28 protein-coding genes are annotated in these 24,683 nt (G+C 73.2%); 17 read left to right on the forward strand and 11 right to left on the reverse strand.

What is annotated here, in order from left to right; all coding sequences use genetic code 11:
- The first annotated feature begins 25 nt into the window (after window positions 1-25).
- The 3 genes from AW16_RS0109135 (at window position 26) to proC (ending at window position 4,402) form a co-directional block, all read left to right on the forward strand.
- Window positions 26-1,072, forward strand: coding sequence for a DUF5666 domain-containing protein (locus AW16_RS0109135; RefSeq protein WP_051681812.1), 1,047 nt, complete (start codon window positions 26-28; stop codon window positions 1,070-1,072).
- Entirely contained in the window at window positions 1,065-3,398 is a 2,334-nt protein-coding gene (locus AW16_RS0109140; RefSeq protein ID WP_029289806.1) for a biotin/lipoyl-binding protein, read from the forward strand. Before AW16_RS0109135 ends, AW16_RS0109140 begins: the two co-directional genes overlap by 8 nt.
- Before the next feature lie 143 nt (window positions 3,399-3,541).
- On the forward strand, window positions 3,542-4,402 hold the full coding sequence (gene proC, locus AW16_RS0109145) for a pyrroline-5-carboxylate reductase (protein WP_081861562.1): 861 nt from the start codon (window positions 3,542-3,544) through the stop codon (window positions 4,400-4,402).
- A 37-nt stretch (window positions 4,403-4,439) separates the two neighbouring features.
- Here the strand turns inward: proC and AW16_RS0109150 are convergent, their stop codons facing one another.
- Both AW16_RS0109150 and AW16_RS0109155 read right to left on the reverse strand, forming a co-directional pair.
- Window positions 4,440-5,126, reverse strand: coding sequence for a TrkA family potassium uptake protein (locus AW16_RS0109150; RefSeq protein WP_029289809.1), 687 nt, complete (start codon window positions 5,124-5,126; stop codon window positions 4,440-4,442).
- Window positions 5,119-6,495: a TrkH family potassium uptake protein gene (locus AW16_RS0109155; RefSeq protein WP_029289811.1), complete on the reverse strand. Its 1,377-nt coding sequence runs from the start codon at window positions 6,493-6,495 to the stop codon at window positions 5,119-5,121. Before AW16_RS0109155 ends, AW16_RS0109150 begins: the two co-directional genes overlap by 8 nt.
- Before the next feature lie 198 nt (window positions 6,496-6,693).
- Between AW16_RS0109155 and AW16_RS0109160 the strand changes: the two genes are divergently transcribed.
- From AW16_RS0109160 to AW16_RS18080, 3 genes are all read left to right on the forward strand, one after another.
- A complete protein-coding gene (locus tag AW16_RS0109160) occupies window positions 6,694-7,896 on the forward strand; it encodes an acetoin utilization protein AcuC (RefSeq protein ID WP_081861563.1) in 1,203 nt (400 codons plus the stop codon).
- A 153-nt stretch (window positions 7,897-8,049) separates the two neighbouring features.
- A complete protein-coding gene (locus AW16_RS0109165) occupies window positions 8,050-8,283 on the forward strand; it encodes a helix-turn-helix domain-containing protein (protein ID WP_029289815.1) in 234 nt (77 codons plus the stop codon).
- 188 nt (window positions 8,284-8,471) lie between these two features.
- Complete coding sequence (locus tag AW16_RS18080) at window positions 8,472-8,570, forward strand: 30S ribosomal protein bS22 (protein ID WP_003792170.1); 99 nt, start codon at window positions 8,472-8,474, stop codon at window positions 8,568-8,570.
- A gap of 39 nt (window positions 8,571-8,609) precedes the next feature.
- Here AW16_RS18080 and AW16_RS0109175 read toward each other — a convergent pair whose 3' ends face one another.
- Together AW16_RS0109175 and AW16_RS0109180 are read right to left on the reverse strand one after the other, a co-directional pair.
- A complete protein-coding gene (locus AW16_RS0109175) occupies window positions 8,610-9,152 on the reverse strand; it encodes an N-acetyltransferase (RefSeq protein ID WP_029289817.1) in 543 nt (180 codons plus the stop codon).
- Between the two features lie 58 nt (window positions 9,153-9,210).
- On the reverse strand, window positions 9,211-10,032 hold the full coding sequence (locus AW16_RS0109180; RefSeq protein WP_029289819.1) for an HAD family phosphatase: 822 nt from the start codon (window positions 10,030-10,032) through the stop codon (window positions 9,211-9,213).
- 59 nt (window positions 10,033-10,091) lie between these two features.
- On the opposite strand from AW16_RS0109180, the gene AW16_RS0109185 reads away from it, so the two are divergent.
- Together AW16_RS0109185 and AW16_RS0109190 are read left to right on the forward strand one after the other, a co-directional pair.
- Entirely contained in the window at window positions 10,092-10,361 is a 270-nt protein-coding gene (locus AW16_RS0109185) for a glutaredoxin family protein (RefSeq protein WP_029289821.1), read from the forward strand.
- Between the two features lie 97 nt (window positions 10,362-10,458).
- Entirely contained in the window at window positions 10,459-11,112 is a 654-nt protein-coding gene (locus AW16_RS0109190; RefSeq protein WP_231495998.1) for a redox-sensing transcriptional repressor Rex, read from the forward strand.
- 99 nt (window positions 11,113-11,211) lie between these two features.
- On the opposite strand, the gene AW16_RS0109195 is transcribed toward AW16_RS0109190, so the two are convergent.
- On the reverse strand, window positions 11,212-11,772 hold the full coding sequence (locus AW16_RS0109195) for a YceI family protein (RefSeq protein WP_029289825.1): 561 nt from the start codon (window positions 11,770-11,772) through the stop codon (window positions 11,212-11,214).
- A 101-nt stretch (window positions 11,773-11,873) separates the two neighbouring features.
- On the opposite strand from AW16_RS0109195, the gene AW16_RS0109200 reads away from it, so the two are divergent.
- Genes AW16_RS0109200 through ccsB form a run of 6 tightly spaced genes read left to right on the forward strand, consistent with a single transcriptional unit; the run spans window position 11,874 to window position 17,209 of the window.
- Entirely contained in the window at window positions 11,874-12,407 is a 534-nt protein-coding gene (locus AW16_RS0109200; protein WP_029289826.1) for a MarR family winged helix-turn-helix transcriptional regulator, read from the forward strand.
- 40 nt (window positions 12,408-12,447) lie between these two features.
- Window positions 12,448-13,095: a histidine phosphatase family protein gene (locus tag AW16_RS0109205; RefSeq protein WP_029289827.1), complete on the forward strand. Its 648-nt coding sequence runs from the start codon at window positions 12,448-12,450 to the stop codon at window positions 13,093-13,095.
- Window positions 13,092-13,685 carry a TlpA disulfide reductase family protein gene (locus AW16_RS0109210; protein WP_029289829.1) on the forward strand — a complete coding sequence of 198 codons (594 nt, stop codon included), beginning with the start codon at window positions 13,092-13,094 and terminating at the stop codon, window positions 13,683-13,685. The genes AW16_RS0109205 and AW16_RS0109210 overlap by 4 nt, the downstream gene beginning before the upstream one ends.
- A 38-nt stretch (window positions 13,686-13,723) precedes the next feature.
- The gene (locus AW16_RS0109215; protein WP_231495999.1) at window positions 13,724-14,539 is read left to right on the forward strand and encodes a cytochrome c biogenesis CcdA family protein; all 816 of its coding nucleotides are present in this window, start codon (window positions 13,724-13,726) and stop codon (window positions 14,537-14,539) included.
- Window position 14,540: 1 nt separating this feature from the next.
- The gene (locus tag AW16_RS0109220; protein ID WP_029289831.1) at window positions 14,541-16,175 is read left to right on the forward strand and encodes a cytochrome c biogenesis protein ResB; all 1,635 of its coding nucleotides are present in this window, start codon (window positions 14,541-14,543) and stop codon (window positions 16,173-16,175) included.
- Window positions 16,172-17,209 (forward strand): c-type cytochrome biogenesis protein CcsB, encoded by a 1,038-nt coding sequence (ccsB, locus tag AW16_RS0109225; protein ID WP_029289833.1) that lies wholly within the window; start codon window positions 16,172-16,174, stop codon window positions 17,207-17,209. The genes AW16_RS0109220 and ccsB overlap by 4 nt, the downstream gene beginning before the upstream one ends.
- 34 nt (window positions 17,210-17,243) lie before the next feature.
- On the opposite strand, the gene AW16_RS0109230 is transcribed toward ccsB, so the two are convergent.
- On the reverse strand, window positions 17,244-17,570 hold the full coding sequence (locus tag AW16_RS0109230) for a PLD nuclease N-terminal domain-containing protein (RefSeq protein ID WP_029289835.1): 327 nt from the start codon (window positions 17,568-17,570) through the stop codon (window positions 17,244-17,246).
- Between the two features lie 82 nt (window positions 17,571-17,652).
- Between AW16_RS0109230 and AW16_RS0109235 the strand changes: the two genes are divergently transcribed.
- Entirely contained in the window at window positions 17,653-17,979 is a 327-nt protein-coding gene (locus AW16_RS0109235; RefSeq protein ID WP_081861565.1) for a DUF4229 domain-containing protein, read from the forward strand.
- Window positions 17,980-18,067: 88 nt separating this feature from the next.
- On the opposite strand, the gene AW16_RS17680 is transcribed toward AW16_RS0109235, so the two are convergent.
- The 5 genes from AW16_RS17680 to menE all read right to left on the reverse strand — a co-directional run bounded on the left by AW16_RS17680 (window position 18,068) and on the right by menE (window position 22,912).
- Window positions 18,068-18,766: a hypothetical protein gene (locus tag AW16_RS17680; protein WP_051681813.1), complete on the reverse strand. Its 699-nt coding sequence runs from the start codon at window positions 18,764-18,766 to the stop codon at window positions 18,068-18,070.
- Window positions 18,767-18,918: 152 nt separating this feature from the next.
- A complete protein-coding gene (locus AW16_RS0109245) occupies window positions 18,919-19,365 on the reverse strand; it encodes a DUF6318 family protein (protein WP_156044125.1) in 447 nt (148 codons plus the stop codon).
- Between the two features lie 336 nt (window positions 19,366-19,701).
- Window positions 19,702-20,844 carry a Fic family protein gene (locus AW16_RS0109250; RefSeq protein WP_029289843.1) on the reverse strand — a complete coding sequence of 381 codons (1,143 nt, stop codon included), beginning with the start codon at window positions 20,842-20,844 and terminating at the stop codon, window positions 19,702-19,704.
- A gap of 62 nt (window positions 20,845-20,906) precedes the next feature.
- Complete coding sequence (locus AW16_RS0109255) at window positions 20,907-21,776, reverse strand: 1,4-dihydroxy-2-naphthoate polyprenyltransferase (protein WP_029289845.1); 870 nt, start codon at window positions 21,774-21,776, stop codon at window positions 20,907-20,909.
- On the reverse strand, window positions 21,773-22,912 hold the full coding sequence (menE, locus tag AW16_RS0109260; protein WP_051681814.1) for an o-succinylbenzoate--CoA ligase: 1,140 nt from the start codon (window positions 22,910-22,912) through the stop codon (window positions 21,773-21,775). Before menE ends, AW16_RS0109255 begins: the two co-directional genes overlap by 4 nt.
- Window positions 22,913-23,058: 146 nt before the next feature.
- On the opposite strand from menE, the gene AW16_RS0109265 reads away from it, so the two are divergent.
- On the forward strand, window positions 23,059-24,141 hold the full coding sequence (locus tag AW16_RS0109265; protein WP_029289849.1) for a DUF3048 domain-containing protein: 1,083 nt from the start codon (window positions 23,059-23,061) through the stop codon (window positions 24,139-24,141).
- A gap of 112 nt (window positions 24,142-24,253) precedes the next feature.
- Window positions 24,254-24,409 (forward strand): hypothetical protein, encoded by a 156-nt coding sequence (locus AW16_RS18625; protein WP_197021595.1) that lies wholly within the window; start codon window positions 24,254-24,256, stop codon window positions 24,407-24,409.
- Window positions 24,410-24,683 lie beyond the last annotated feature (274 nt).

The following is a 24,683-nucleotide window of genomic DNA, read 5'->3' on the forward strand; positions in this document are numbered from 1 at the left end:
GGGGAGCCCCCGTCAGGAGAAGGTCATGTCCCGTCGTCTGCTCGCCCTCGCCGCGCCCGTCGCGGTCCTCACGATGCTCGTCGCCGGCTGCTCGTCGGGCTCCGGCTCCGACACGTCGGCGCAGCCGCGGTCCACGGCCGGCAGCGAAGGCGGCGGCCAGCAGGGCCGGCAGCAGGGTCAGCAGGGTGGCGGGCAGCAGGGTCAGGGCGGCGGCGGTGTCAGCGGGCAGATCGCCGCGATCACCGGCAAGGTCGCGCAGGTCCGTGACACCGACGGCCAGACGGCCGTGACGTGGACCGACGACACCACGGTGACCACGACGAAGACGGTCGCGCTCGCGGACGTGAAGGTCGGCTCGTGCGTGTTCGCGGTGACGGGCGGCCAGACGAACGGTCAGAACGGGACGGCGAACGGGTCGACGAGCTCGTCGGCCTCCACCACCGCCACGCGCGTGACGATCAGCGAGGCGACCGACGGCGAGTGCACCGCCGGGTTCGGTGGCGGCTTCGGAGGCGGACGTGGCGGCGGTCAGCCCGGTGGCATGCCGACCGACCTGCCGAGCGGGATGCCCACGGACATGCCGAACGGGGGCTCCGGGAACGGAGGCGGGAACGGCGACCGGCCGAGCGGAGCCCCGACGGGGATGCCCGGCGGCGGGTTCGGCGGCTTCACCGGCGGCAAGGTGACCGCGGTCTCGGGCGACACCATCACGGTCGAGACAGCCGCGACGAACGGCGGCTCGGCCGGCACGGCGACCATCACGGTCGGCAGCGACACCACGTACTCGACGACGGTCGCGGCGACGACGAAGGCGCTCGTCGAGGGCGCGTGCGTCTCGGTGCGAGGCAGGTCCGACGACTCCGGGACGGTCACCGCGACGAGCATCACCGTGTCGAAGGCGGTCGACGGGGAGTGCACCACCGGCTTCGGGGGCGGCCGCGGCGGGTTCGGCGGCGGTCGGGGCGGCCCTGGCAACGGCAACGGGAACGGCAACGGGCAGGGCAACGGGACGGGCAACGGCAACGGCAACGGCTCCGGCGACGGGCAGGGCGGGGCGGGCTCGGATGCGTGACGCACGCAGGCGCAAGAGGGCGGCGCGCCGTCGCCGCGTCGTCATCGGCACGGTCGCGGGGGTCGTCGCGGTGACACTCGTCGGCGGGGGCGTCGCCCTCGCGGCAGGGCGCGGCGACACGGACCGCTACCGCACGGCGACCGCGTCGCTCGGCTCGGTCACCCAGCGTGTCGACGCGGTCGGGACCGTCTCGTCCGCGGTGCGTCGGGATGCGGCGTTCTCGGTCGGTGGCACCGTGAGATCGGTGAAGGTCGCCGTCGGGGACGCCGTGACCTCGGGTCAGGTCCTGGCGACGCTCGACGACTCCGACCTGCAGGACGCTGTCGACTCCGCGAGCTCGACGCTCGCGGACGCCGAGCAGCAGCTGCAGGACGACATCGACTCGCAGACGAGCACGACGAGCACCAGCTCGACGAGCAGCACGAGCGCGACGAACGCGTCGGCCTCGTCGTCGTCCTCGTCGTCCACGGCCGCGACCTCTGCGACGCTCACCTCGTCGACCACCGCGACGGTCACCGACGCGGTCTACGTGGTCCCGGCGACCGCCACGACGCGCACGGTCGCGGCGACGGCAGCGACGCCGACCACCGCGGCGTCGCCCAGCCCGACGACCAGCCCGACGACCACCTCGGCGGCCGGATCGTCGGACGACGTCACGACCGCCCTCGCGGCGGTCAAGGCGGCGCAGGACAAGGTGCTCGCGCAGTACGACGTCGCGACCAAGGCGCTGTCCGGCAGCGACGACCGGGTGTCCGCCGCGCAGGCGGCGTGCGAGGCGTTCCTCGCGGTCGACGTCACGTCCGGGACGGCGTCGAAGGGTGACGTCCTGACGATCACGCCGGGCACGGCCGCCGCCGGGTCGGCGGTCAAGGTCGTCGCGACCGGTGTCAGCGGCTCCGACCCCGTCGAGCTGCGGCTCGTCTCGAGCGGTGCCGTGCTGGCGACGGTCGACCCCGGCTCGGACGGCTCGTTCACGGTCGGCGCGGTCATCCCGTCGTCGGCCGGCGGCGACGACGCGATCGCCCTCTACCAGGGCGGCGCGAAGGTCTCGTCGACGTCGATCACGGTCACCGCGGCCGACGACACGTCGGTCGCCGACTCGCTCAAGACCTGCCAGAGCGCGCTCGGTGACGCGCTCGACGACGCGACCGCGGTCGGCGCGGCGCAGAAGAAGCTCATGACGCTGGTCGACGCGCTCGACGGCGCGGTGAGCGACCTGCAGACGGCTGTCGCCGCCGCGCAGCAGGGCACCGGTGGTACGACGACCCCGACCCCCCCGCCGTCCCAGTCCGCGAACCCGGGCGACGGCTCCGGCGGCAAGGGTGGCGCCGACGGCTCGGGCGAGGGGAGCCAGGGCGGTCAGGGCGGCTCACGCGGCTCGGGAACCCCGAGCGCGGGCGGTCAGGGCGGCGGCACCGGGACGCAGGGAACCCAGGGAACCCAGGGAACCCAGGGAACCCAGGGAACCCAGGGCACCCAGGGCGCTGGCGGTCAGGGCGGTTCCGGCGGATCCGGCAGCCAGGGCTCGGGATCGTCGGCCACGACGAAGACCGCGACGGCCGCCGACCTCGTCGCCGACCGCGCCGCGATCGACCTCGCGGAGGCGAACCTCGAGGTCGCGAAGAGCAAGCTCGACCTCGTCGACCTCACGAGCCCGATCGCGGGCAAGGTCGCCGCGGTCTCGATCGGGAAGGGCGACACCGTCTCGGCGTCGTCGTCGACCGCGGTGATCACGGTCGTCGGGGGCGACGGCTACACGGTCTCGACGACCATCCCGCTCACGTCGATCGACAAGGTGAAGATCGGCCAGACCGCGCAGATGACGACGCGCACCACGAGCGACGCGCTGACGGCCACGGTCTCGTCGATCGGCATCCTCGACGTCTCGACGTCGTCGACCCCGGCGTACACGGTGGAGCTGACGGTCGACCCGGGCGACGTCCAGCTGTACGACGGCTCGTCGGCCCAGCTGCGCATCGAGGTGGCCGACGGCGACAAGGTCCTCACGGTCCCGACGTCCGCGGTGCACGTGGACGGCTCGACGGCGACGGTTCAGACGCTCACCGACGGCAAGGTCTCGACGGTCACGGTCGAGCGCGGCGCCGTCGGCTCGGAGCTCACGCAGATCACGTCCGGGCTGAAGGCCGGTGACGTGGTGGTGCTCGCGGACCTCACGAAGGCGATGGACTCGGGCAGCTCGTCGTCCTCGTCGGGGCTCTCTGGCCTCGGCGGGTCGAGCTCGCAGCAGGGGACCCGCGGCTTCGGGGGTCAGGGCGGGTTCGGCGGTGGCTACGGCGGCGCGGGTGGAGGGCCTGGCGGCCGCTGAGCGGCCGATGAGCGGCCGATGAGCGGCCGGCGAGGACGGGCGGCCCGGCCGGCATCCTGCGGGGTGGCGGCCGGGCCGTCGGTGGTCGCTAGGCTCGCTCACGGTCCTCGCATCCGCGGGGCCGCGCCGCAGCGGGAGAGCACATGACGACGAGCAGCACGTCCGGGCCGGTCACTCCTGCGGGAGCTGCGGACGAGGGGCGTCCGACGGTCGCCGTCGTCGGCGGCGGCGTGATGGGCGAGGCGCTGCTGCACGCGGTCCTCACCGCCGGGTGGGCGCCCGAGCAGGTCGAGGTCGTCGAACGGGCCGTGCCGCGTGCCGACGAGCTCGCGGGGCGCTACGGCGTGCGCACGGGCGCGACGACCGAGGCGGCGGCCGCGCGCGCGGACGTGGTGCTGCTCGCGGTCAAGCCCGACGTGGTCCCCGCGGTGCTGGCCACGCTCGCGCCGGTGCTGCGCGGCGGGACGCTCGTCGTGAGCGTCGCCGCCGGGGTCCCGCTCGCGACGTACGAGAAGGCGCTGCCCACCGGGACGCCCGTCGTGCGCGTCATGCCCAACACGCCGGCGGTGGTCGGCAAGGGGGCGTCCGCGATCGCCGCGGGCACGAGCGCGCACGACGGCCACCTCGAGCTGACCGAGCGGCTGCTCGCGGCGACCGGCCTGGTGGTCCGCGTCCCGGAGAAGCAGCTCGACGCCGTCACCGCGATCTCCGGCAGCGGCCCGGCGTACGCGTTCTACCTCATCGATGCGATGGCGGAGGCGGGCGTGCTGCTCGGTCTGAGCCGTGACCTCGCGACGCGTCTCGCGGCGGCGACGGTCGAGGGCGCGGGCGCGCTCGCGGCGTCGTCGGGCGAGCACCCGGCGGTGCTGCGCGAGCGCGTGTCGTCGCCCGGCGGGACGACGGTCGCCGCGGTCGCACAGCTCGACGCGCACGCCGTCCGCGCGGGTGTGGTCGCCGCCGCGCGGGCCGCGCACGACCGGTCGGTCGAGCTCGGGAAGGCCTGAGCCGGGGGACCGAGCGCGCGCAGCTCCCCGGCCGGGCTCAGGGCCGCGCCGCGAACCGCTCCAGCAGGTCGGCGTGCCCGGAAACGATGAGCAGGTCGTTCGCCGCGATGCGCGTCTCCGGCTGCGCGTACACGAAGTCCTGCCCCGGGCTCTTCACACCGATGACCGTCACGCCGTAGCGCTCGCGGATCTTGGACTGGGAGATCGTGAACCCCTGCGTCTCCTTCGGCGGCCGCATCTTCACGACCGTGAAACCGTCCTCGACCTCGATGTAGTCGAGCAGCTTGCCGGAGACGAGGTGCGCGACGCGTGAGCCCGCGTCGGCCTCGGGCAGCACCACGTGGTGCGCGCCGATGCGCTGCAGGATGCGCGCGTGCTCGGTGCTGATCGCCTTGGCCCAGATCTGCGGGACCCCGATGTCGACGAGGTTGCCCGTGATGAGCACCGACGCCTCGAGGTAGGAGCCGACGCCGACGACCGCCACGGGGAACTCGCGCGCGCCGAGCTGCTCGAGCGCCTCGGGGTTGGTCGCGTCGGCCTCGACGAGCGCGATGCGCCCGGCCCACTGCGCGACGAGCTCGGGCGAGCGCTCGACCGCGAGCACGTCCTGGCCCAGCCGGTCGAGCGTGGCGGCGATCGCGGACCCGAACCGGCCCAGCCCGACGACGAGCACGCCGTCCGACTTCCTCGGCGTGCGCGGCGCGTTGTGCGTGGTGTCAGCCAATGATCGGCCTCTCTTCCGGTAGCCGGATCACCCGACGACGGTTGCGCAGCGCGAGCGCGGCCGCAAGCGTCATCGTGCCGGTCCGGCCGATGAACATGAGCACGGTCAGCACGTACTTGGCGGCGTCCGGCAGGTCGCCCGTGACGCCGGTGGTCAGGCCGCACGTCGCGAACGCCGAGATCACCTCGAACAGCACGACGTCGAGCGTCCACCCCGTCATCGCGAGCAGCAGCAGCGACGAGACGAGCACGAACGTCGCCGAGACGAGCGAGACGGCGATCGCCACCTGCAGCGCCTCGCGCGGGATGCGCCGGCCGTACGCCTCGACGTCCCGGTCGCCGCGGCCCTCGGCGACGATCGCGAGCAGCATCACCGCGAGCGTCGTCACCTTGATGCCGCCCGCGGTGGACGCCGAACCGCCGCCGACGAACATGAGCGCGTCCATGAGCAGCCACGTGCTCTCGTGCATCTGCCCCACGTCGACCGTCGAGAACCCCGCGGAGCGTGGCATGACGCCCGCGAACAGCGACGCGAGCACGGTCCCGTTGCCGCCGAGCGCACCGAAGGTGTGCGGGTTGGTCCACTCGAACGCGGCGACGAGCACCGCGCCGGCACCGACGAGCACGAGGCTCGTCGTGATCGTCAGCTTGGAGTGCAGCGACCAGCGGCGCGGCTCGCGCAGGTGCCGTGCGACGTTGAGGATCACCGGGAACCCGAGCGAGCCGATGAACACTCCGATGATGATCGGCATGAGCACCCACCAGTCGGACACGAACGGGTCGAGCCCCGCGGCCGTGGGGACGAAGCCCGCGTTGTTGAACGCGGAGACGCCGTAGAAGATCGCGTGCCACGCCGCGGTGCCCCACGACTCGTCGTACATCCGGAACCGGGGGAGCAGGATCAGCGCGATCGTGACCTCGAGCGCGGTCGACGTGATGATGACCGTCCGCACCAGCGAGCCGACCTCGCCGAGCCGGGTCACCTTCGTCTCCGAGGACACGAGCAGGCGCTGCGTCAGGCCGATGCGCCGCGAGACCGCCATGCCGAGCAGCGACGCGAGCGTCATGACGCCCAGGCCGCCGATCTTGATCGCGACGAGGATCACGACGAGCCCCATCGTCGACCAGTACGTGCCCGTCGGGACCACGACCAGGCCCGTGACGGTGCTCGCGGACGTCGCGGTGAACAACGCGTCGGCGAACGGCGGCGCGTGGCCGCTCGCGGTCGCCCACGGCGTCGCGAGCAGCAGGGTCACCACCGCGATGACGGCCGCGAACACGCCGAGCGCGAGCCGGGCGGGGGACTGCCGCGCCGAGCGGTCGATGATCTCGCGCACGCGCCACGCGATACCGGGGCCACCCCGCGCCATCCCACCTCCCGCACGTCGCGCCGCTCGTCGCGTCGCTGGTCCCGACGCCGCTCCCGCCGGACGGCGGTGCGCCGTCGGACCGGGCCAACTCTGGCACGCCCGGCGGTCCCGCGCCGTGAGGCGTGCGGAGGCCCGACGGACGGGGACGGCGGCGGACCCGGGACGCGGGGGCCCGGGCAGGGGTGGGACAGTGGAGGCATGGCGGCTGAGCCCGAGGGGCGCGACGAGGACGACGTCGTCGTGCACGTCGCATGGGCTCCTGATGTGCTCGACTACGACTTCGGTGCGGGCCACCCCATGTCCCCCGAGCGGCTCGACCTGACGTTCCGGCTCGCGCAGTCGCTGGGCGTCCTCGACGGCGTCGACCTCGTCCCGCCGGCGGTCGCGTCCGACGCGCTGCTGCGCACCGTGCACGAGGCGGAGTACGTGGCAGCGGTGCGCGAGGCCGGCGCGCACGGCACGCCCGATCCCGAGCGCGGCCTCGGCACCTCCGACGACCCGGTGTTCCCCGCGATGCACGAGGCGTCGGCGCGGGCCGTGGGCGGCTCGGTCGAGGCGGCTCTCGCCGTGTGGTCGGGCCGCGCACGGCACGGGGTCAACGTGGGCGGCGGGCTGCACCACGCGATGCCCGGCGCAGCGTCGGGGTTCTGCGTGTACAACGACGCCGCGGTCGCGATCCGGGCGCTGCTCGACGCTGGCGCGCGCCGCGTGGCGTACGTCGACACGGACGCGCACCACGGCGACGGCGTGCAGGCGGTGTTCTGGGACGACCCCCGCGTGCTGACGATCTCGATCCACGAGACGGGGGCGGCGCTGTTCCCCGGCACGGGGTTCCCGGGGGAGGTCGGTGGGCCCGCGGCGCGCGGGTACGCGGTCAACGTCGCGCTGCCGTCGCGCACGGGCGACGAGGGGTGGCTGCGGGCGTTCGACGCGGTCGTGCCCGATGCGCTGCGCGAGTTCGCACCGGACGTCGTCGTCTCGCAGCACGGCTGCGACGCGCACGTGCTCGACCCGCTGACCCGGCTGCGGATCTCCGTCGACGCGCAGCGGCTCGTCGCGGTGCGCGTGCACGAGCTCGCGCACGAGGTGTCGGACGGTCGCTGGGTGGCGCTCGGCGGGGGTGGGTACGCGGTCGTCGACGTGGTCCCGCGCGCGTGGACGCACCTGCTCGCTGTCGCGCTGCACCGGCCGGTCGACCCGACGACGCCCGTCCCGCGCGCGTGGCTCGACCTGGTGCAGCAGCGGCACGGGCGGCAGGGTCCGTCGACGATGGGCGACGGCGTGACGCCGGTGCTGCGGCCGTGGTCGTCGGGCTACGACCCGGGCGACGAGGTGGACCGTGCGATCCGGGCGACCCGCGCCGCCGCGTTCCCGTACCTCGGGCTCGACCCGGAGGCGTGAGCGCCCTGCTCGTCGGCGCGCGCGGATCCGGACGGGTGACCACTCGTGTTCACCCCTTTCACTCGTGTCCCACGCGCCACTAGGCTGACGCGACACCCAGCGGGGGTGCGCGTGGCCGACGCAGCGCCGGCCGGAACGGAAGAGCGACGGACGATGAGCGACCAGCCGGGCCGCCAGCGCTACCTCACGGTCCTCGAGGTGGCCGAGATCATGCGCGTCTCCAAGATGACCGTGTACCGGTTGCTGCACTCGGGCGAGATGCCCGGCGTCCGCGTGGGGCGCTCGTTCCGCGTCCCCGCCGACGCGCTCGAGCACTACCTCGCGACGTCGATCCCGGTCGCGCCGGTCGAGGAGCACGACGACGAGGCGGGACGTCTGTCGTCCTGATCCCCGGTCGTCGGCGCGTGCGCGCCGACCGCGCGTCGCGGAGCGGCCCGTCGATCGCGTAAGGTATGGGCTCGGACTTTCTCCGTGCGTGGGCGACTCGGTTTGCTGATCGACGAACCACGCGTCGATCGAACAGACCGGTCGGCCCCCTCGGGGCCGCACCTTCCAACGGAAGCGAGGGTGGAGCCATGGGTTCCGTCATCAAGAAGCGCCGCAAGCGGATGGCCAAGAAGAAGCACCGCAAGCTGCTGCGCAAGACGCGCCACCAGCGTCGCAACAAGAAGTGACCCGCTCGGGCCCGGCTGATGCCGGGCCCGACGTGCTTCTCAGGCCGGCAGGACCCGTTCGAGCACGAAGTCGTCCTCGAGCCGGTCGCCCACCTGGAAGTGCTTGACCCCCACGCGCTCGAACCCGTGCCGCCGGTAGAACCGCTGCGCGCGCTCGTTGAGCTGGTTCACGCCGAGCCACATCGCCGCAGCGCCGCGCGCCCGGCCCTCGTCGACCGACGCCTCCATGAGCGCGTTCGCGGCGCCCGCGCCGTGGTGGTCGGGGTGCACGTAGCACTTCGACAGCTCGATCGTCGGGCGCACGCGCAACGCGCCGGCCACCTCGGGGTCGGTGGGGTCGCCCTCGACGAGCATCGTGTAGCCCACCGGGTCGTGCTCGTCCCCGGCGTGCGCGACGAGCACCACGCGCGCCGGGTCCGCGAGGTACTCGGCGAACCGTGCGGGGGACAGGGTCGAGGCGATGAAGGCCTGCTGGTCCGCGATGGTCGAGCCGGGCGGGCAGGCGAGGGGGAACGTCACCGCGGCGAGCCGCGCGACGGCAGCCGCCTCGTCGGGACGGGCGGGGCGCACGACGATGCTCACGCGGCGATCCTAGGCGCGCCCTGGTCGTGGTCCGTGGCGTGGCGGTGGGCGCCCTGCGTCAGCGCGTGCGCGCGCGGACGGCGCGCAGGGCGGCGCGCCCGACGAGCGCCGCGGCCCACGCCGCACCGGCCAGGCTCGCCGCGTTGACGCCCCGCCGTGCGGCACGACGCCGACCCCGGAACTCGCGCACGGGCCAGCCGACCTCCGCGGCGTGCCGCCGCAGCCGAGGCTCGGGGTTGATCGCGCACGGGCGGCCGACCGCGGACAGGATCGCGATGTCGTTGAGCGAGTCGCCGTACGCGTACGACCGCTCGAGGTCCAGCCCGTCGCGCGCCGCGAGCGCCCTCGCCGCAGCGGCCTTCGCCTCGCCGTGCAGCATGTCGCCCACGAGGCGCCCGGTGTAGAAGCCGTTCGCGTGCTCCGCGATCGTGCCGAGGCCGCCGGTCGCACCGAGGCGCCGTGCGAGCAGCTCGGCGATCTCGACGGGTGTCGCGGTCACGAGCCACACGCTGTGCCCCGCGGCGACGTGCTCGTCGAGCAGCTTGCGCGTGCCGGGGTAGATCCGCAGGCACAGCACCTCGTCGTAGATGTCCTCGGCGATCGCGGTGACCTCGGCCACCGAGTGCCCGCGCATGATCGCGAGCGCCTGCGACCGGACCTCGTCGATCTGCTCCTGGTCCTCGCCGAACGCCCGGTAGCGAGCCTGGTGAGCGGCGAAGCGCACGAGGTCCCGCTTGCGGAAGAAGCCCCGGCGGTACAGGCCGACCGCGAGGTGGAACGCCGAGGCCCCGCGGATGATCGTGTTGTCGACGTCGAAGAACGCGGCGACGCGGCAGGCCTGCGGTGGCTCGCTCGCCCTGCTCGTCGACTCGGCCTGCACGCGGTCACTGTAACGAGCGCGGCTGTGCGCCGCGGGCCGGGACGCCTAGGGTCGGTCGGGTGAGCGAGGACGGGACCGCACGGGTCGTGCTGTACGGGCGCCAGGGCTGCCACCTCTGCGACGACGCGCGTGCGCTGGTGACGGAGCTGGCCGCGGAGGCTGGCGCGGGCTGGCGCGAGGTCGACGTCGACGAGGTGGGCGGCGCGACGCTCGAGGAGTACGGCGAGCTCGTGCCGGTGGTCGAGGTCGACGGCGTGCGGCAGGGCTACTGGCGCATCAGCGCGGACCGGGTCCGCAGGGCCCTCGCCAGCGGGCCGCGCGAGCCCTAGCCTGGCGTCGGGTCGAGACGACCGGGCCGACGACGACCGGGCCGTGACCCACGGAGCGGGTGCTCGCGACGTCGCGGCCACCGGTGAGGGGGTGTGCGTGACCCACCAGGGCGGCCCGAGGTCGGTCCCGGCGACGACGGTGGCGCGCCTGCCCGGGTACCTGCACGCGCTGCGGACGCTGGGTGCGCAGGGAGTCGTGACGACGTCGTCCGACGAGCTCGCGCACCTCGCCGGCGTGACCCCGGCCCAGCTGCGCAAGGACCTGTCCTACCTGGGCTCGCACGGGCGTCGCGGAGTGGGGTACGACGTGGCGCACCTGTCCGAGCAGATCGGTGTGGTGCTCGGGCTCGCGGTGCGTCGGGGCGTGGTGATCGTCGGAGTGGGCAACCTGGGGCACGCGCTCGCGAACTACTCGGGGTTCGCCGAGCGCGGGTTCGTCGTGGAGGCGCTCGTCGACGCGGATGCGGCCGTCGTGGGGACGACGGTCGGCGGGCTGGTCGTCGAGCCTCTGTCCGAGCTCGCGCGCGTGGTGGCGGAGCGCGGCGTGAGCATCGGTGTCATCGCGACGCCGGCCGGGCCCGCGCAGGACGTGTGCGACGCGCTCGTCGCCGCGGGCGTCGTCGGCATCCTCACGTTCGCGCCACGTGCCCTGCGCGTGCCCGAGCACGTCGACGTGCGGGCGGTCGACGTCGCCTCCGAGCTGCAGATACTGGCGTTCCACGACGCGCGCCGCAGTGCCGAGGGCGCGTGAGGCCGCATGGCCCCGGGTACGACGAAGCGGGTGGGTTCCGGCTCGCGACACGAACCGTTCCCCACCCGCTCCGCCGACGCTGCGCGCCGGGTGCGGCGATCAGGCCGCCTGGATGGCCGAGACGTCGAGCGAGATGACGACCTTGTCCGACACCAGGACGCCGCCGGCCTCGAGCGCGGCGTTCCACGTCAGGCCGAAGTCCTTGCGGGAGATCGTCACGGACGCCTCGAAGCCGGCGCGCTGGTTGCCGAACGGGTCGACCGCGGTGCCGTTGAACTCGGTGGCGAGCTCGACGGACTGCGTCACGCCGTGGATCGTCAGGTCGCCGACGATGACGTAGTCGCCACCGTCCTGGCGGACCTCGGTCGAGGCGAACGTCCACTGGCCGAACTTCTCGACGTCGAAGAAGTCGCCGCTCTTGAGGTGGCCGTCGCGGTTCGCGTCGCCGGTCGAGACGGTCGACGGGTCGAGCGTCGCGGTGACGGACGTGCTCGCGAGGTCCTCGCCCACGGTGATCGCGCCGTCGGTGACCGCGACCGTGCCGCGGACCTTGGAGATGCCCGCGTGGCGGACCGTGAACGCGGCCTCCGAGTGCGAGGCGTCGATGTTCCAGGTGCCCGTCGTGAGGCCGGCGGGAAGGGTGGTGGTGGCGGTGCTCATCGGGTGCCTCCAGGCTTGGTTGAAGTGTCAATCACCTTGATAGTTCAAAGTTGTACTACAGTTGGCGGCAGCGCGCAACACCTGGAAGGAGAGCGGTCCGTATGACGAGCACCACCGTGGACCCGGCCGCCGCCGACGACCCGACGACGAGCGAGCCGTTCGACAACTGGCTCAGTACCGACGAGCAGGTCTCGTGGCGCGCGTTCCGTGACGGCGTCGTGCGCCTGTTCGCGGCGCTCGAGCACGACCTCGAGCAGCGCACCGGCCTGTCGTCGGCGGAGTACGAGGTGCTCGTCCGACTCTCCGAGGCCCCCGGCCGCACGAGCCGCATGTCCGGCCTCGCCGACGACCTGGCGCACTCCCGCAGCCGCCTCACGCACACCATCCGCCGCATGGAGGAGCGCGGGCTCGTCGTGCGCGCGCAGTGCTCGGCCGATGCCCGCGGCGTGAACTGCACCATGACCGAGCTCGGCTGGACCACGCTCGTCGCCGCCGCGCCGCAGCACGTGCAGTCGGTGCGCGACCGGCTGGTCGACGTGCTGACGCCCGAGCAGTTCGCGGCGCTCGGCACGGCCATGGCCGCGGTGCGCGACCGCATCGCCAGTGGCCCGTGTCACGCCCCCTGCGACGCCTGACCGTCCCGCGCACCCAGGTGCATGGGGGACACTGACGGGCATGGCTGCCACCGTCGTCCACCTCATGCGTCACGGCGAGGTGCACAACCCGCAGGGCGTCCTGTACGGACGCCTGCCGGGCTACCGCCTGTCCGAGCGCGGCCAGGAGATGGCGCGCGTGGTCGCCGACCACCTCGCAGCCGAGCCGCGGCGTGACGTCGTCGCCGTGATCGCGTCCCCGCTGCAGCGCGCCCAGGAGACCGCGGCGCCCATCGCGGCGGCGTTCGGGCTCGAGGTCGGCACCGACGAACGGCTCATCGAGGCCGGCAACCACTTCCAGGGCATGACGTTCGGCGTCGGCGACGGGTCGCTGCGCCACCCCCAGCACTGGCCCTACCTGCGCAACCCGTTCCGCCCCTCGTGGGGAGAGCCGTACAAGGAGCAGGTCGAGCGCATGCTCGGCGCCGTCGCGTCCGCGCGGGACGCCGCGCGCGGGCACGAGGCCGTGCTCGTGAGCCACCAGCTCCCCGTGTGGGTCACGCGCCTCGCGCTCGAGCACCGCCGCCTGTGGCACGACCCTCGCAAGCGCCAGTGCTCGCTCGCGTCGCTCACGTCCCTGACGTTCGAGGGGGACCGGCTCGTCTCGCTCGGCTACAGCGAGCCCGCGGCGCACCTGCTGCCCGGCGCGGCCACGGTGGCGGGGGCGTGAGCGGCCTGCGCGTGCGCGTCGCAGCGGCGGGAGCCGTGCTCGCGCTGACGCTCGCCGCGTGCTCGGGCGGCGGGGGCGGGAGCCACACGCCGTCGGACGTCGCGAACCAGGGGTACGTGTCGTCGGACGGCTCGACGACCACCTGGGCGACCGGTCACCGCAAGGGTCCGCTCGACCTCGCAGGCAAGGACTACGCGGACAAGGACCAGGACGTCACGGGTTGGCGCGGCGACGTCGTCGTCGTCAACACCTGGTACGCCAACTGCCCGCCGTGCCGCGCGGAGGCGCCCGACCTCGTCGACCTCGCGAACGACTACGCGGGCAAGGGCGTGCACGTCGTCGGTCTCAACGCGACCGACGCCGCGGGCGAGGCCGAGGCCTTCCAGCGCAAGTTCGACGTGCCGTACCCGTCGATCCACGACACCTCGGGCGCGGCGGTCGCGTCGCTGCAGGGCGTCGTGCCGGTCAACGCCGTCCCGACGACGATCGTGCTGGACCGCGACGGGCACGTCGCGGCTCGGCTGCTCGGGCTGGCCGACGCGTCGACGCTGCGCACGATCGTCGACGGACTGCTCGCGGAGAAGGCGTGAGCGCGGGCTGGTTCGCGACGACGGCGGCGTCCGGGACGCTGCTGCTCGCGGTGCCCGTCGCGGTGCTCGCGGGGCTCGTGTCGTTCGCGTCGCCGTGCGTCCTGCCTCTCGTGCCCGGGTACCTCGGGTACCTGGGTGGGATGTCGGGCGGGCTGTCGGGAGGGCTGTCGGGCGGTTCGTCCGGCACGGCCTCTTCCGGTGGCGGGCTGCGGGTCGGGGCGACGATCCCCCCGGGCGGCCTCGCGACGACCGAGCGACCTGCCGCCGCACGCAGCCGGCTGCTCCTGGGCGTCGGGCTGTTCGTCGCGGGGTTCACGCTCGTGTTCGTGCTGTTCGGCGTGCTCGCCGGCTCGGTGGGCGGATGGCTCGCGCAGTACCAGGACACGGTGACGCGCGTGCTCGGGGTCGTGGTGGTCGTCATGGGCCTCGGGTTCCTGGGCCTCGTGCCGTTCCTGCAGAGCGAGAAGCGGCTGCACCTCGCACCGCGCGCCGGGCTCTGGGGTGCGCCGCTGCTCGGCGTGACGTTCGGCCTCGGGTGGACCCCGTGCATCGGTCCGACCCTCGCCGCGATCCTCACGCTCTCGCTCGACGGCGGCTCGGCGTGGCGCGGTGCGCTGCTCGCCGTGGCGTTCTGCGTCGGGCTCGGGCTGCCCTTCCTGCTGGTCGCGCTCGGTCTCGAGTCGAGCACGCGCGCGCTCGGGTTCCTGCGCCGGCACCGGCTCGCGATCATGCGGGTCGGCGGGGCCATGCTCGTCGTGCTCGGTCTCGCGCTCGTGACCGGCGTGTGGAACGACTGGGCGCACTGGCTGCAGGGCCTGTTCACCGGCGACGACGGCTTCACCCCGGCGGTGTGAGATGACGACGTACCGCCCCGAGGGCCTCGAGGACACGTTCCACGGCACCGACCAGGAACCGGCCGCGCCCGTGCAGCTCCCGTCGCTCGGTCCGCTCGGCTGGCTGCGGTGGACGTGGCGCCAGCTCACGAGCATGCGCGTCGCGCTGCTGCTGCTCATGCTCCTCGCCGTCGCGGCGGTGCCCGGCACGATCTTCCCGCAGCGCGCGCAGGACCAGGCGAAGGTCGCCACGTACCTGAGCGACCACCCGACGACCGGGCCGTGGCTGGACCGGTTCGGGTTCTTCGACGTCTACGCGTCGGTGTGGTTCTCGGCCATCTACATCCTGCTGTTCGTCTCGCTCGTCGGCTGCATCCTGCCGCGCGCACGGGTGCACTGGACCGCGCTGCGTGGCCGCCCGCCGCGCACCCCGCGCCGGTTCACGCGCTTCCCGGCGCAGGGCGAGGCCGCGTCCGACGACGACGCCGAGTCGGTCGTGCGTGCGGCCCACGCCGTGCTGCGTCGGCCGTGGCTGCCGTTCGTGCCGCGCTACCGCACCGACGTGCGCGACGAGGGCGAAGGCGCGTGGTCCGTCTCCGCCGAGCGCGGCTACCTGCGCGAGACCGGCAACCTCGTGTTCCACCTCGCGCTCGTCGGGCTGCTCGTCTCGATCGCGACCGGGCAGATGCTGCACTACCGCGGCCAGGCCATCGTCGTGCAGGGCCACGGCTTCGCCAACGCGATGGTCGACTACGACACGTTCGAGCAGGGCACCGCGTTCCGGCCGTCGTCGCTCGTGCCGTTCACCATGCAGCTCGACTCGTTCGACTCCCGGTTCGACCCCGCGACGCTCGACCCGCGCGACTTCACCGCGCACGTCACGCTGACCGAGCCCGGTCAGGACGCCGAGAAGACGACCATCAAGGTCAACCACCCGCTCGACGCGGGCGGTGCGAAGGTATACCTGCAGGGCAACGGGTACGCGCCGCAGATCACGGTGCACGACGCGAGCGGCGCGCTCGTCAAGGACGGCCCGACGCCGTTCATCCCGCAGGACAAGCAGTACACGTCGCGCGGCGTCGTGAAGGTGCCGTCGGTGACGGGCGGCCAGGACCAGATCGGTATCGTCGGCTACCTGCTGCCGACCGCGGAGGAGGTCGGCACCGACCTGTGGCGCTCGGTGTACCCGCAGCCCACCGACCCGCTCCTCGTGCTGTCGGTGTGGCACGGCAACCTCGGCCTCGACTCGGGTGTGCCGCAGAACGTGTACCAGCTCGACGAGTCGCGCATGAAGCAGTCGGTCGATGCCGACGGCGCCCCGGTGACGCTGTACGTGCGCCCGGGTGAGACGGTCGACCTGCCCGACGGGCTCGGGACGCTCACGTTCGACGGCGTGCAGCGCTACGTCGCGCTCGACCTGCGGCACGACCCCGCGCTCACCTGGGTGCTGGTGTTCGCGATCGCCGCGTTCGCCGGGCTCGCGGCCTCGTTGTTCGCGCCGCGTCGCCGCATCTGGGTGCGGGCCGCATCGGGCGACGGTCGTACAGTTGTCACGGCTGCCGGCCTCGCCCGGGGGGACGACGTCGGACTGCAGCCCGAGCTCGATCGCATCCTCGCCGAAACGCTCGGCGACCGGCAGCACACGGAGAAGCCATGACCACCGGTGACCTCAGCACGCTGCTGGTCTGGGCCGCGGCGACGGCGTTCACCGTCGCGCTCGTCGCGTACACGATCGACATGGCGCGCATCGCCGAGCGTTCGCAACGCGGGGCAGCGGCGCCTGAGCTCGTGGGGGCCGCGGTCGCGTCGGACGGCGCGCCCGCGGCCTCGTCGTCCGTGCCCCGCGGTCCCGTGAGCGCCGTCGCCGGCTCGGCCGACGAGGCGGCGGCGGGACGTTCGGTGCGCGCCGAGGGCATCGCACGTTCGACGCACTGGCTCGGGGTGGTGCTGCTGTTCGGTGGCATCGTGCTGCGGGGCATCGCCGCCGGGCGCTGGCCCACCGCCAACATGTACGAGTTCACGCTCGTCGGGGTGTTCGTCGCGACCCTCGTGCTCGCGATCGTTCAGCGTCGCCGTGCGATCCCGTTCATCTCGGTCGTCGTGCTCGGGCTGGCCGTGCTGTTCCTCGCGACGGCGCTGCTGAAGTTCTACGTCCAGGCCGAGGCCGTGCAGCCCGCGCTGCAGAGCTACTGGCTCATCCTCCACGTGGGCGTCGCGATCACCGCGACCGGTGTGTTCACGGTCGCGTTCGCGGCATCGGTCCTGCAGGTGATACGGGACGCCCGCGAGAACGGCCGCTCGCACCTCGCCGCGCGCGGCGGGTCGCTCGCCGGCTGGGCCGTCACCGGCCCGCGGTTCGCATGGCTCGAGCAGGTGCCGGACGCGCGCAGGCTCGAGGCGATGGCGTTCCGCCTCAACGCCGTCGGCTTCGTGCTGTGGACGTTCACGCTGATCGCGGGCGCGATCTGGGCCGAGCACGCGTGGGGACGCTACTGGGGCTGGGACCCCAAGGAGATCGGCACGTTCGTCGCGTGGGTCGTGTACGCCGCGTACCTGCACGCGCGCACCACGCGCGGGTGGAGCGGGCGGCGGGCTGCGTACTTCGTGTTCGTCGGCTACGCCGTGGTGCTCGCGAACTTCACCGTGGTCAACCTCGTCGTGACCGGGAAGCACTCGTACTCGGGGCTGTGACCCGGCCTCGCCCGCGAGTGCCGCGGGCGCGCGGTCAGGCCGCCGGGTCGTCCTTCGGCGGGTCCTGACGCTTGCGCTCCTGCTCGAGACGCCACAGGAACTCGGCGTCGTCGTCCGGTGCGACCGTCCTTCCCGGGACGTGTCCTGCGCCGCCCCAGCCCGCAGCCTGCGGCCGCTGCGACGAACGCTGCGCCCAGCTCACGGCGATCCAGACGATCGAGCCGATCAGCGGGATGAGCACGACGAGCAGCACCCACAGCGCGCGGTGCACGCCGAGCCGCTCGTGGTCGTCGCTGCGCACGATGTCGATCACGCAGTAGACGACGAGCCCGATGAGCAGCAGCGTGCCGAGATAGCGCATCCGCCCAGCGTAGGCGCTGGGTGCACCGTGCGGGGGGTCGCTGCCAGACGGGGTGCTCAGGCTCGGCGCTTACCCTGGGGGCGTGCCTGTGCTGATCTACACCCTGCTGCGCCTGCTGCTGTTCGCTCTCGCGACGTTCGGGCTGTGGCGCATCGGCCTGCAGGACTGGCTCGCGCCGTTCGCGGGGCTGTTCATCGCATGGGCGCTCGGCTACGTGCTGCTCGGGCGCCAGCGCGACGCTGCCGCCCGGTACCTGCAGGCCCGCGCCGAGCACGCACCCGCCCGCACACGCCGTACCGCGACCGAGCGGGACGCGGACTACGAGGACGCGGCCGACGAGGCGACGCGGTCGGTGACGCCGTTCGCCACGGACCCGGGTCCGACGGACGCCGAGCCGACCGGCAGGTAGCGCCGCCGATCGCTGCGTCGACCAGTCCGGCGACCACTCCGGCGACCACTCGGCGAACGGTGCGCTGGTCGTGCTGCGGGCGGGTCGTTCAGTCGTCTTCGGGTGCGACGAGTCGTGAGCGGAGCTCGCGGATCTCGAAGGGGTCGGAGGTGGCGGTGGTCTGGGCGGTGCCCAGGACGTCGTGCCAGGTGGTGTGGCCGTGCAGGCGCCAGCGGCCTTTCCAGGTGGCGGTGAGCGTCACCTGGACGGTGTCGAGCTGTTGGTAGGTGTGCCACAGGGTCTGGTGCGGGTAGGGCTTGCCGGCCTTGGTGGTGGTCAGGTCTGTGGTCTTGTCGCCCCAGTTCCAGGTCCAGGACTGGGCGTCGGCCTCGACGTCGATCTTCTGCCCGAGGACCTCGGTGGTGAGCTTCTGGGTGACGTCGTCGGTGTAGACGATCGTCTCCTTGTTCACCAGCACCCACCCGCGGTCCGGTTGCACCGTGAGCGCAGGCTTCGCCAGCGGGAGGCGCTCGAAGTCGGTCACGGTCAGGGCGAACAGCTCGTCGGGGCAGACGTACCAGTCGACGAGCTGCCAGTCGCTCCACGGGGAGTCGACCGTGAGGCGGGTGCGGGTCCACAGCGGCTCGAGCGAGGGGGCACCGTCGCACTGCGGAGGTTCGTCGGTGCCGTCGGAGCAGGCGCCGTTGAGGGCCGACTCGGCCTGCCAGTGGTCTCCCGGGCCGTCGAGCGCGACACCGCCGCACGCACCCGCCCGCCGGTACTCGACCAGCCGCAGCTCAGGCGGCACCCGCTCGGCACGCAGCCGGGCTTCCTCCGCATCCTTGGAGCGGACATATATCGAGTCGTCATTGCTCGTAGCGCCCACCTCCTTTGCATCCGCAGGGCTCGCTGCAATGAACGAGACCAACAGAAGCGCCGTGATGCAAAGGCGACGTCGACTCATGCTGGGCGGCTGTTCGCGATCGTCACCGCACGCGTGATCCAGCGGTCATCGACCCAGTGCAAGACCATGCTCACGTCGTTGTCGGTGGTCCGAGGGAAGTCCTCGACCACGCGATCGCTGTCGTCCAACGTTCGAGAGGGCGACTGTCGAGCCGTCAACGTGACGAAGTACGAGGTCGGCGTAGTCTTTCTCGCAACGACGTCCTTGTAGGCCATCGTGCCTCCGACCTCGTGCGTGCCATTCTTGCGACGCTCGTCGACGTCTTTCGCCACCGATGCGCAGAAGATGCAGTCCGGATCCGCGAGCGCGACCAGCTCGCGCTTGGTGACCGAGGACAGCGAGTAGGCGTAGAGGTCGAGGTAGTACTGAGCCGCGGCCGCGGCGCCGTCGACCGTGTGCTTCGACATGCCGGGGCGCTTGCTCGGCTTGGTCACGATGCCCATCGCGTCGACCGAGACGGTCGGGGACGGCGTGGCGGACGGCCACGGGGCGGTGGTGGTCGGCGAGGGCGTCGGCGTCGGCGTCACGCTGACCACTACGGAAGGCGTGGGCGGGTCGGCCACGGCGTCTCCGCCCGTGCAGCCGCCCAGGCCGCACACGCCTGCGACGACGGCGGCGATGATCGAGATTCCCCTGCGCATGGCCGCGAACCTACCCAAACCCGGCACGTCGCGGGGCTGGTTCTCAAGATCTGTGGACATCGCGCACGGCCGACGGCCGACGGCGGAGCGCGTGCGCGGAGCTCGGCCCCTGCGACCGACCGGGTCGAAGGCCGCCGGCTACCCGACCGGCTGCGCGAGGCGGGAGGGCAGCCACGGATATGGATCGGTGAGCGGCGTGCGCGCACCCATCGTCGTGACGATCTCCTCGAGCCGGGTGCCGGCGACGTAGTGGCGTCCCTTCGTCTCGCCGACCGCCCGCAGGAGTCGCGCGGCGGTGAGCGCGCTCAGGTCGCGCGTCGCGGTCCGGTCGTCGACGCCGGTGCTCGAGACGTACGTCGGGCGCCGGAGCCGGAACCCGATCGACGCCGTGTACAGCGCGTCGAGCGTGCGCTCCGGGAGGCCCAGCGTCGCGAGCTCGCCCGCGAGGGTCGCGTACAGCAGGTCCATCCGCTCGACTCGTCGGGCGACGGTCTGGGCCTGCATGTGGTGGGCGCGGAGCGTGAACTTGACCCACAGATGGGCGTCGGCGGCGGGGTTCCACCGGCCGTGCCCGGTGTGAGCGAGGGCCCGGTAGTAGTCCTGCGTGTTCGCGCCGAGCCACTCCTCGATGCTGACGAACTCCGGGTAGGGCACTCCGGACTGTGCGAGCACCAGGGTCTGCAGCGCGCGGGCCATCCGTCCGTTGCCGTCGCGGAACGGGTGCACCATGACGAGGTCGAGATGTGCCATCGCGCCGCGGACCATCGGATCGACCGTCCGGAGCTCGTCGAGGTGGTCGACCAGCTCGGACATGAGGCGGGGCACGTCGGCGGCGTCCGGACCGGTGTAGACGGTGGTCCCGTCGCCGTCGACGACGTGGATGTCCGCGGGTCGGTACTGCCCGGGGCTCTTCGTCAGGTCGTGCGACTGGATCATGAAGTGCATCGCTCGGAGCGCGCTCTCGTCGACGCGTCCGTGCGGGTCGCGCGCGATCGCGAGCGCGAACTCGAGTGCCTGCCGGTAGCCCCTGATCTCGGCGAACGTCTGCTCGTCGGCGGACAGCGGAGGCTCGTCGTCGATCGCGGCGACCGCGTCGTCCAGACGGACGTCGATGCCCTCGATGCTGTTGGAACCTTGGATGTTCCGGGCGAACGAGGTCCGACGAAGCGATCCCGCCCAGCGCCGTGCCGGACGCAGGCGGTCCGCGAGGGCGTCGCGGAGCTGGGACACGGAGGCCAGGACGGCCGTGTCCTCGTCGTCGAGCGAGGGGTAGGCGAACATGTCTCTATTCTAGAGACAGTGATGGCGCAAGAATAGAGACATCCATGCAGGGGGTCGGGCGGCTACAGCGCCAGGCCGAGCCCCAGCAGCACGCCGAACGCGAGCTCGAGCATCCCGGTCCCCCCGAGCACCGGGATCAGTGCTCGCCCGCGCGCGCCGACGAGCACCGCGACCGCCAGCACCACCGCGGGCGCGAGCAGCACGGTCACGAGCAGCGCCCACGGCGCGGCGAACGCGCAGACGATGCCGAGGAGCACCGGCACGATCACGAGCCCGGCGTACGCGCGGCGTGCGCGGCGGTCGCCGAGCCGGACCGCGAGGGTGCGCTTGCCGGCGAGGACGTCGGTGGGGATGTCGCGCAGGTTGTTCACCATGAGCAGCGCGCACGCGAGCAGTCCCACCGCGACGGCGCCGACCCATGCGGTCCACGGGACGCGCCCGGCCTGCGTGTACGTCGTGCCGAGCACGGCGACGAGGCCGAAGAACACGAAGACACCGACCTCGCCGAGGCCTCGGTACCCGTAGGGAGACCGGCCGCCGGTGTAGGTCCAGGCCGCGACGATCGCGAGCGCGCCGACCGCGAGCAGCCACCACGCGCCCGACAGCACGACGAGCCACAGGCCGAGCAGCGCGGCGACGCCGAACATCGCGAACGCGGCGGTGCGGACCGCGCGGGGGGTCGCCGCGCCGGACGCGGTGAGGCGCAGCGGGCCCACGCGGTCGAGGTCCGTGCCGCGGATGCCGTCCGAGTAGTCGTTCGCGTAGTTGACGCCCACCTGCAGCGCGAGCGCGACTCCGAGCGCGAGCAGCGCGCGGCCGGGCTTCGCGGCGTCGAGCTGCGCGGCGGCGCCGGTGCCGACGAGCACCGGGGCGGCGGCCGCGGGCAGCGTGCGCAGGCGGGCGCCGGCCACCCACTCCTGGGGTGTGGTCACGTGGTGGTCCTCGCGTCGTGTGCGGTCAGGTCGGCGACGAGCCTACGGCGGTCCGTCTTGCCCGGGCCGCGCGTGGGCAGGTGGTCGACGATCTCGAGGCGCCGCGGGGCGGCTGCGGGAGCGATCGCCGTCGCGGCGGCCCGGACGTCTGCGAGCGTCGGCGGCGTGGCGCCCGCGCGGGGGACGACGACGGCGACGACGGCCTGGCCCCACTCGTCGTCGGGCACGCCGACGACCGCGACCTCCGCGACGCCGGGCAGGGCCGCGAGCAGCTCCTCGACGGCCGCGGGCGCGACCTTCTCCCCGCCCGTCACGACGACGTCGTCGAGCCGCCCGAGCACCGTCAGGACGCCGTCGGTGACCCTGCCGGCGTCCGAGGTGCGCAGGTGTCGGACGCCGTCGACGACGACGAACGACCCCGCATCGAGGTCCGGACGGCCGAGGTACCCGGTGGCGAGCACGGGTCCGCCGAGCAGCACCCGACCGTCGTCGTCGACCCGGACGCGCACGCCCGAGAGCGGGACGCCGTCGTACACGCACCCTCCGCACGTCTCGGACATGCCGTACGTCGTCACGACGCGCGCGCCTGCGGCTCGAGCCTCGTCGAGCAGGGCCTGGGGCGTCGCGGCACCGCCGAGGAGCACGGCGTCGAACGAGCGCAGCGAGTCGGTCGCGGCATCGTCCGCGAGCAGGCGGCGCAGCTGCGTGGGGACGAGGGAGGTGTAACGGCGGCCGGTCGGCATGGTGTCGGTCGTCGCGACGAACGCCGCGGGACGGAACGGCCCGGCGGGCACGACGACGGGGGTGGTGCCCGCGAGAACCGAGCGGACCAGCACCTGCACGCCGGCGACGTGGTGGGCGGGCAGCGCCAGCAACCACGTGCCCGGCCCGCCGAGCCGCTGGTGCGTCGCCGACACCGACGCGACGAGCGCCTCCGCGCTCAGCATCACGCCTCGTGGCTCGCCGGTGCTGCCGGACGTCCGCACGACGAGCGCGACCTCGTCGGGGACGTCGCCCGCGTCGCGCCCCTCGTCGTCCGGTCCGCACGGCGCGACCGCCGGACCCGTGCCCTCGAGCGCCGCCGCGAGAGCCGGCAGCAACCGGTCCGCGGGGGCGTCACGCAGGAGCCGGGTCACGTGGTCAGCGTAGGCCGCGGGCGGCCGCGGGCACGATCCGCGCGCTCGCGGACCGCGGCTCGTGCGCGCTGTCGTCGTCGACGTGCGACAGGACGCGGCGCGCGCCTGCACACGTCGGGGCGCCCGCGTGTGTCAGCCTTGTGCCCGTGCGCACGACGACCCTCACGCCCTGGCGGCTCACGGCCCTCCTGAGCGCGGGCGCGCTCGCCACCCTCACGGCCTGCAGCGGCTCGCCCGACCCCGGCCCGTCGACTGCCGCGCCCGTCACCGCGGGGCCGTCGATCGACGCGGACAAGACGCCCGCGCCGACGCCGTCCGTCGAGCCGGTGTGGCCGCTGACGGGCGTCGCGGTCAAGGGCGACGTCGTCAACCGGGCGGCGCTCGCGGTCAAGATCGAGAACACGTCGATGGCGCGACCGCAGACGGGTCTCGACGAGGCCGACGTCGTGTGGGAGACGGTCGTCGAGTTCCAGGTCTCGCGGTTCATCGCGGTGTTCCACTCGAAGGTCCCCGACGAGGTCGGGCCGATCCGCTCTGTGCGCCCGATGGACCCGATCATCCTCGCGCCGATGCACGGCCTGCTCGCGTTCTCCGGCGGGCAGGCGGGCATCCTCCCGCTGATCCCGAAGAACGGGATCCAGCCGCTCAGCAACGACCGCGGCACCCCGGGCATGTACCGCACGCACGACCGCGCCGCGCCGCACAACGTGTACGGCACGCCCAAGACGTTCTGGAAGTCCGCGAACGAGGACCACCAGGACTCGCCGGGCGAGCAGTTCCTGTTCGCGCGCGAGGCCGACCAGGCGACGGCGGTCATGTCCGGCTCGTCGGCGACGAAGCTCACGTACCACCTGTCGGCGGCCGCGAACCCGCAGTGGTCGTGGGACGGCGACGCGAACAAGTGGCTGCGCAGCGAGGGGACCGCGCCGGCGACCGCACGCAACGGCAAGCGGCTGTCCGCGACGAACGTCGTGACGATCGTCGCCGCGCACCCCGACTCCGGCTTCAACGCGCAGGGCGGCGCGCCCGTGCCGACGTACAAGCTCGTGGGTCACGGCACCGGGCTGATCGCCACCGGTGGCAAGACCATCAAGGTCGAGTGGAAGAAGGCGGCGAACGACCAGCCGCTGCGCCTGTTCCTCGAGAACGGTGACCCCGCGACGCTCGCGCCCGGCAACACGTGGGTCGAGCTCGTCCCCAAGGAGGACGGGTCGTTCAAGGTCAGCTGACGCGCGTAGGCCGTCGGTCGCAGACGGCTACGACTGACGGCTGACGCACGCACCGTCGGCTCGGTACCGGGGGTCGATGTGGCGTGCCGTCGTGCCCGGCGACGCTGAGTGCATGACCACCGAACGCATCCCGGGCACCGACCGCGACCTCGCGGGACTGGGCGCCGTCGTCGTCGCCGGACTCGTCCTGCTGGGTCTCGTCGTGGGGGCGGCCGTGCTGGTCGCGCAGGTCGTGGACCTCGCGGGGTGGGTCGCCGGGGGGAGCTGATCGTTGCTCTGGCAGGGGCTGGGTCGAGCCGTCCACAGGCTCTTGGTTGTGGATAACCGTGTCGGTGTTTGTGCTGGTCAGGTGCCATTTCGGGGTTGACCCGGGGTGTCCGGTTCGGGTAGATTCATACGCATGTTCGAAGTCCCTGGGTCGCCTCGTGAGGGTGTCGTCGACGACCGGCTGGTGCTGGTCGACGGCGACGCGCCTCGGGGTGCGGACCGGGTGCGGGTGGCGTTGGCCGATGCGCGGGCGGGGCGTGCGGGCGAGGTCAGCC

Source organism: Cellulomonas sp. HZM (genome assembly GCF_000708885.1).
Lineage (GTDB): Bacteria > Actinomycetota > Actinomycetes > Actinomycetales > Cellulomonadaceae > Cellulomonas.

Excerpts from the sequence above, each read along its gene's own strand:
- AW16_RS0109195 (WP_029289825.1), bottom strand. The coding sequence starts at position 11,772 with ATGAGCACCGCCACCACCACCCTTCCCGCCGGCCTCACGACGGGCACC.
- AW16_RS0109230 (WP_029289835.1), bottom strand. The coding sequence starts at position 17,570 with ATGCGCTATCTCGGCACGCTGCTGCTCATCGGGCTCGTCGTCTACTGC.
- AW16_RS18080 (WP_003792170.1), top strand. The coding sequence starts at position 8,472 with ATGGGTTCCGTCATCAAGAAGCGCCGCAAGCGGATGGCCAAGAAGAAG.
- AW16_RS0109165 (WP_029289815.1), top strand. The coding sequence starts at position 8,050 with ATGAGCGACCAGCCGGGCCGCCAGCGCTACCTCACGGTCCTCGAGGTG.
- AW16_RS0109205 (WP_029289827.1), top strand. The coding sequence starts at position 12,448 with ATGGCTGCCACCGTCGTCCACCTCATGCGTCACGGCGAGGTGCACAAC.
- ccsB (WP_029289833.1), top strand. The coding sequence starts at position 16,172 with ATGACCACCGGTGACCTCAGCACGCTGCTGGTCTGGGCCGCGGCGACG.
- AW16_RS0109155 (WP_029289811.1), bottom strand. The coding sequence starts at position 6,495 with ATGGCGCGGGGTGGCCCCGGTATCGCGTGGCGCGTGCGCGAGATCATC.
- AW16_RS0109245 (WP_156044125.1), bottom strand. The coding sequence starts at position 19,365 with ATGGGCATCGTGACCAAGCCGAGCAAGCGCCCCGGCATGTCGAAGCAC.
- AW16_RS0109135 (WP_051681812.1), top strand. The coding sequence starts at position 26 with ATGTCCCGTCGTCTGCTCGCCCTCGCCGCGCCCGTCGCGGTCCTCACG.
- AW16_RS0109140 (WP_029289806.1), top strand. The coding sequence starts at position 1,065 with ATGCGTGACGCACGCAGGCGCAAGAGGGCGGCGCGCCGTCGCCGCGTC.
- AW16_RS0109220 (WP_029289831.1), top strand. The coding sequence starts at position 14,541 with ATGACGACGTACCGCCCCGAGGGCCTCGAGGACACGTTCCACGGCACC.
- AW16_RS0109250 (WP_029289843.1), bottom strand. The coding sequence starts at position 20,844 with ATGTTCGCCTACCCCTCGCTCGACGACGAGGACACGGCCGTCCTGGCC.
- AW16_RS18625 (WP_197021595.1), top strand. The coding sequence starts at position 24,254 with ATGACCACCGAACGCATCCCGGGCACCGACCGCGACCTCGCGGGACTG.
- AW16_RS0109200 (WP_029289826.1), top strand. The coding sequence starts at position 11,874 with ATGACGAGCACCACCGTGGACCCGGCCGCCGCCGACGACCCGACGACG.
- proC (WP_081861562.1), top strand. The coding sequence starts at position 3,542 with ATGACGACGAGCAGCACGTCCGGGCCGGTCACTCCTGCGGGAGCTGCG.
- AW16_RS0109160 (WP_081861563.1), top strand. The coding sequence starts at position 6,694 with ATGGCGGCTGAGCCCGAGGGGCGCGACGAGGACGACGTCGTCGTGCAC.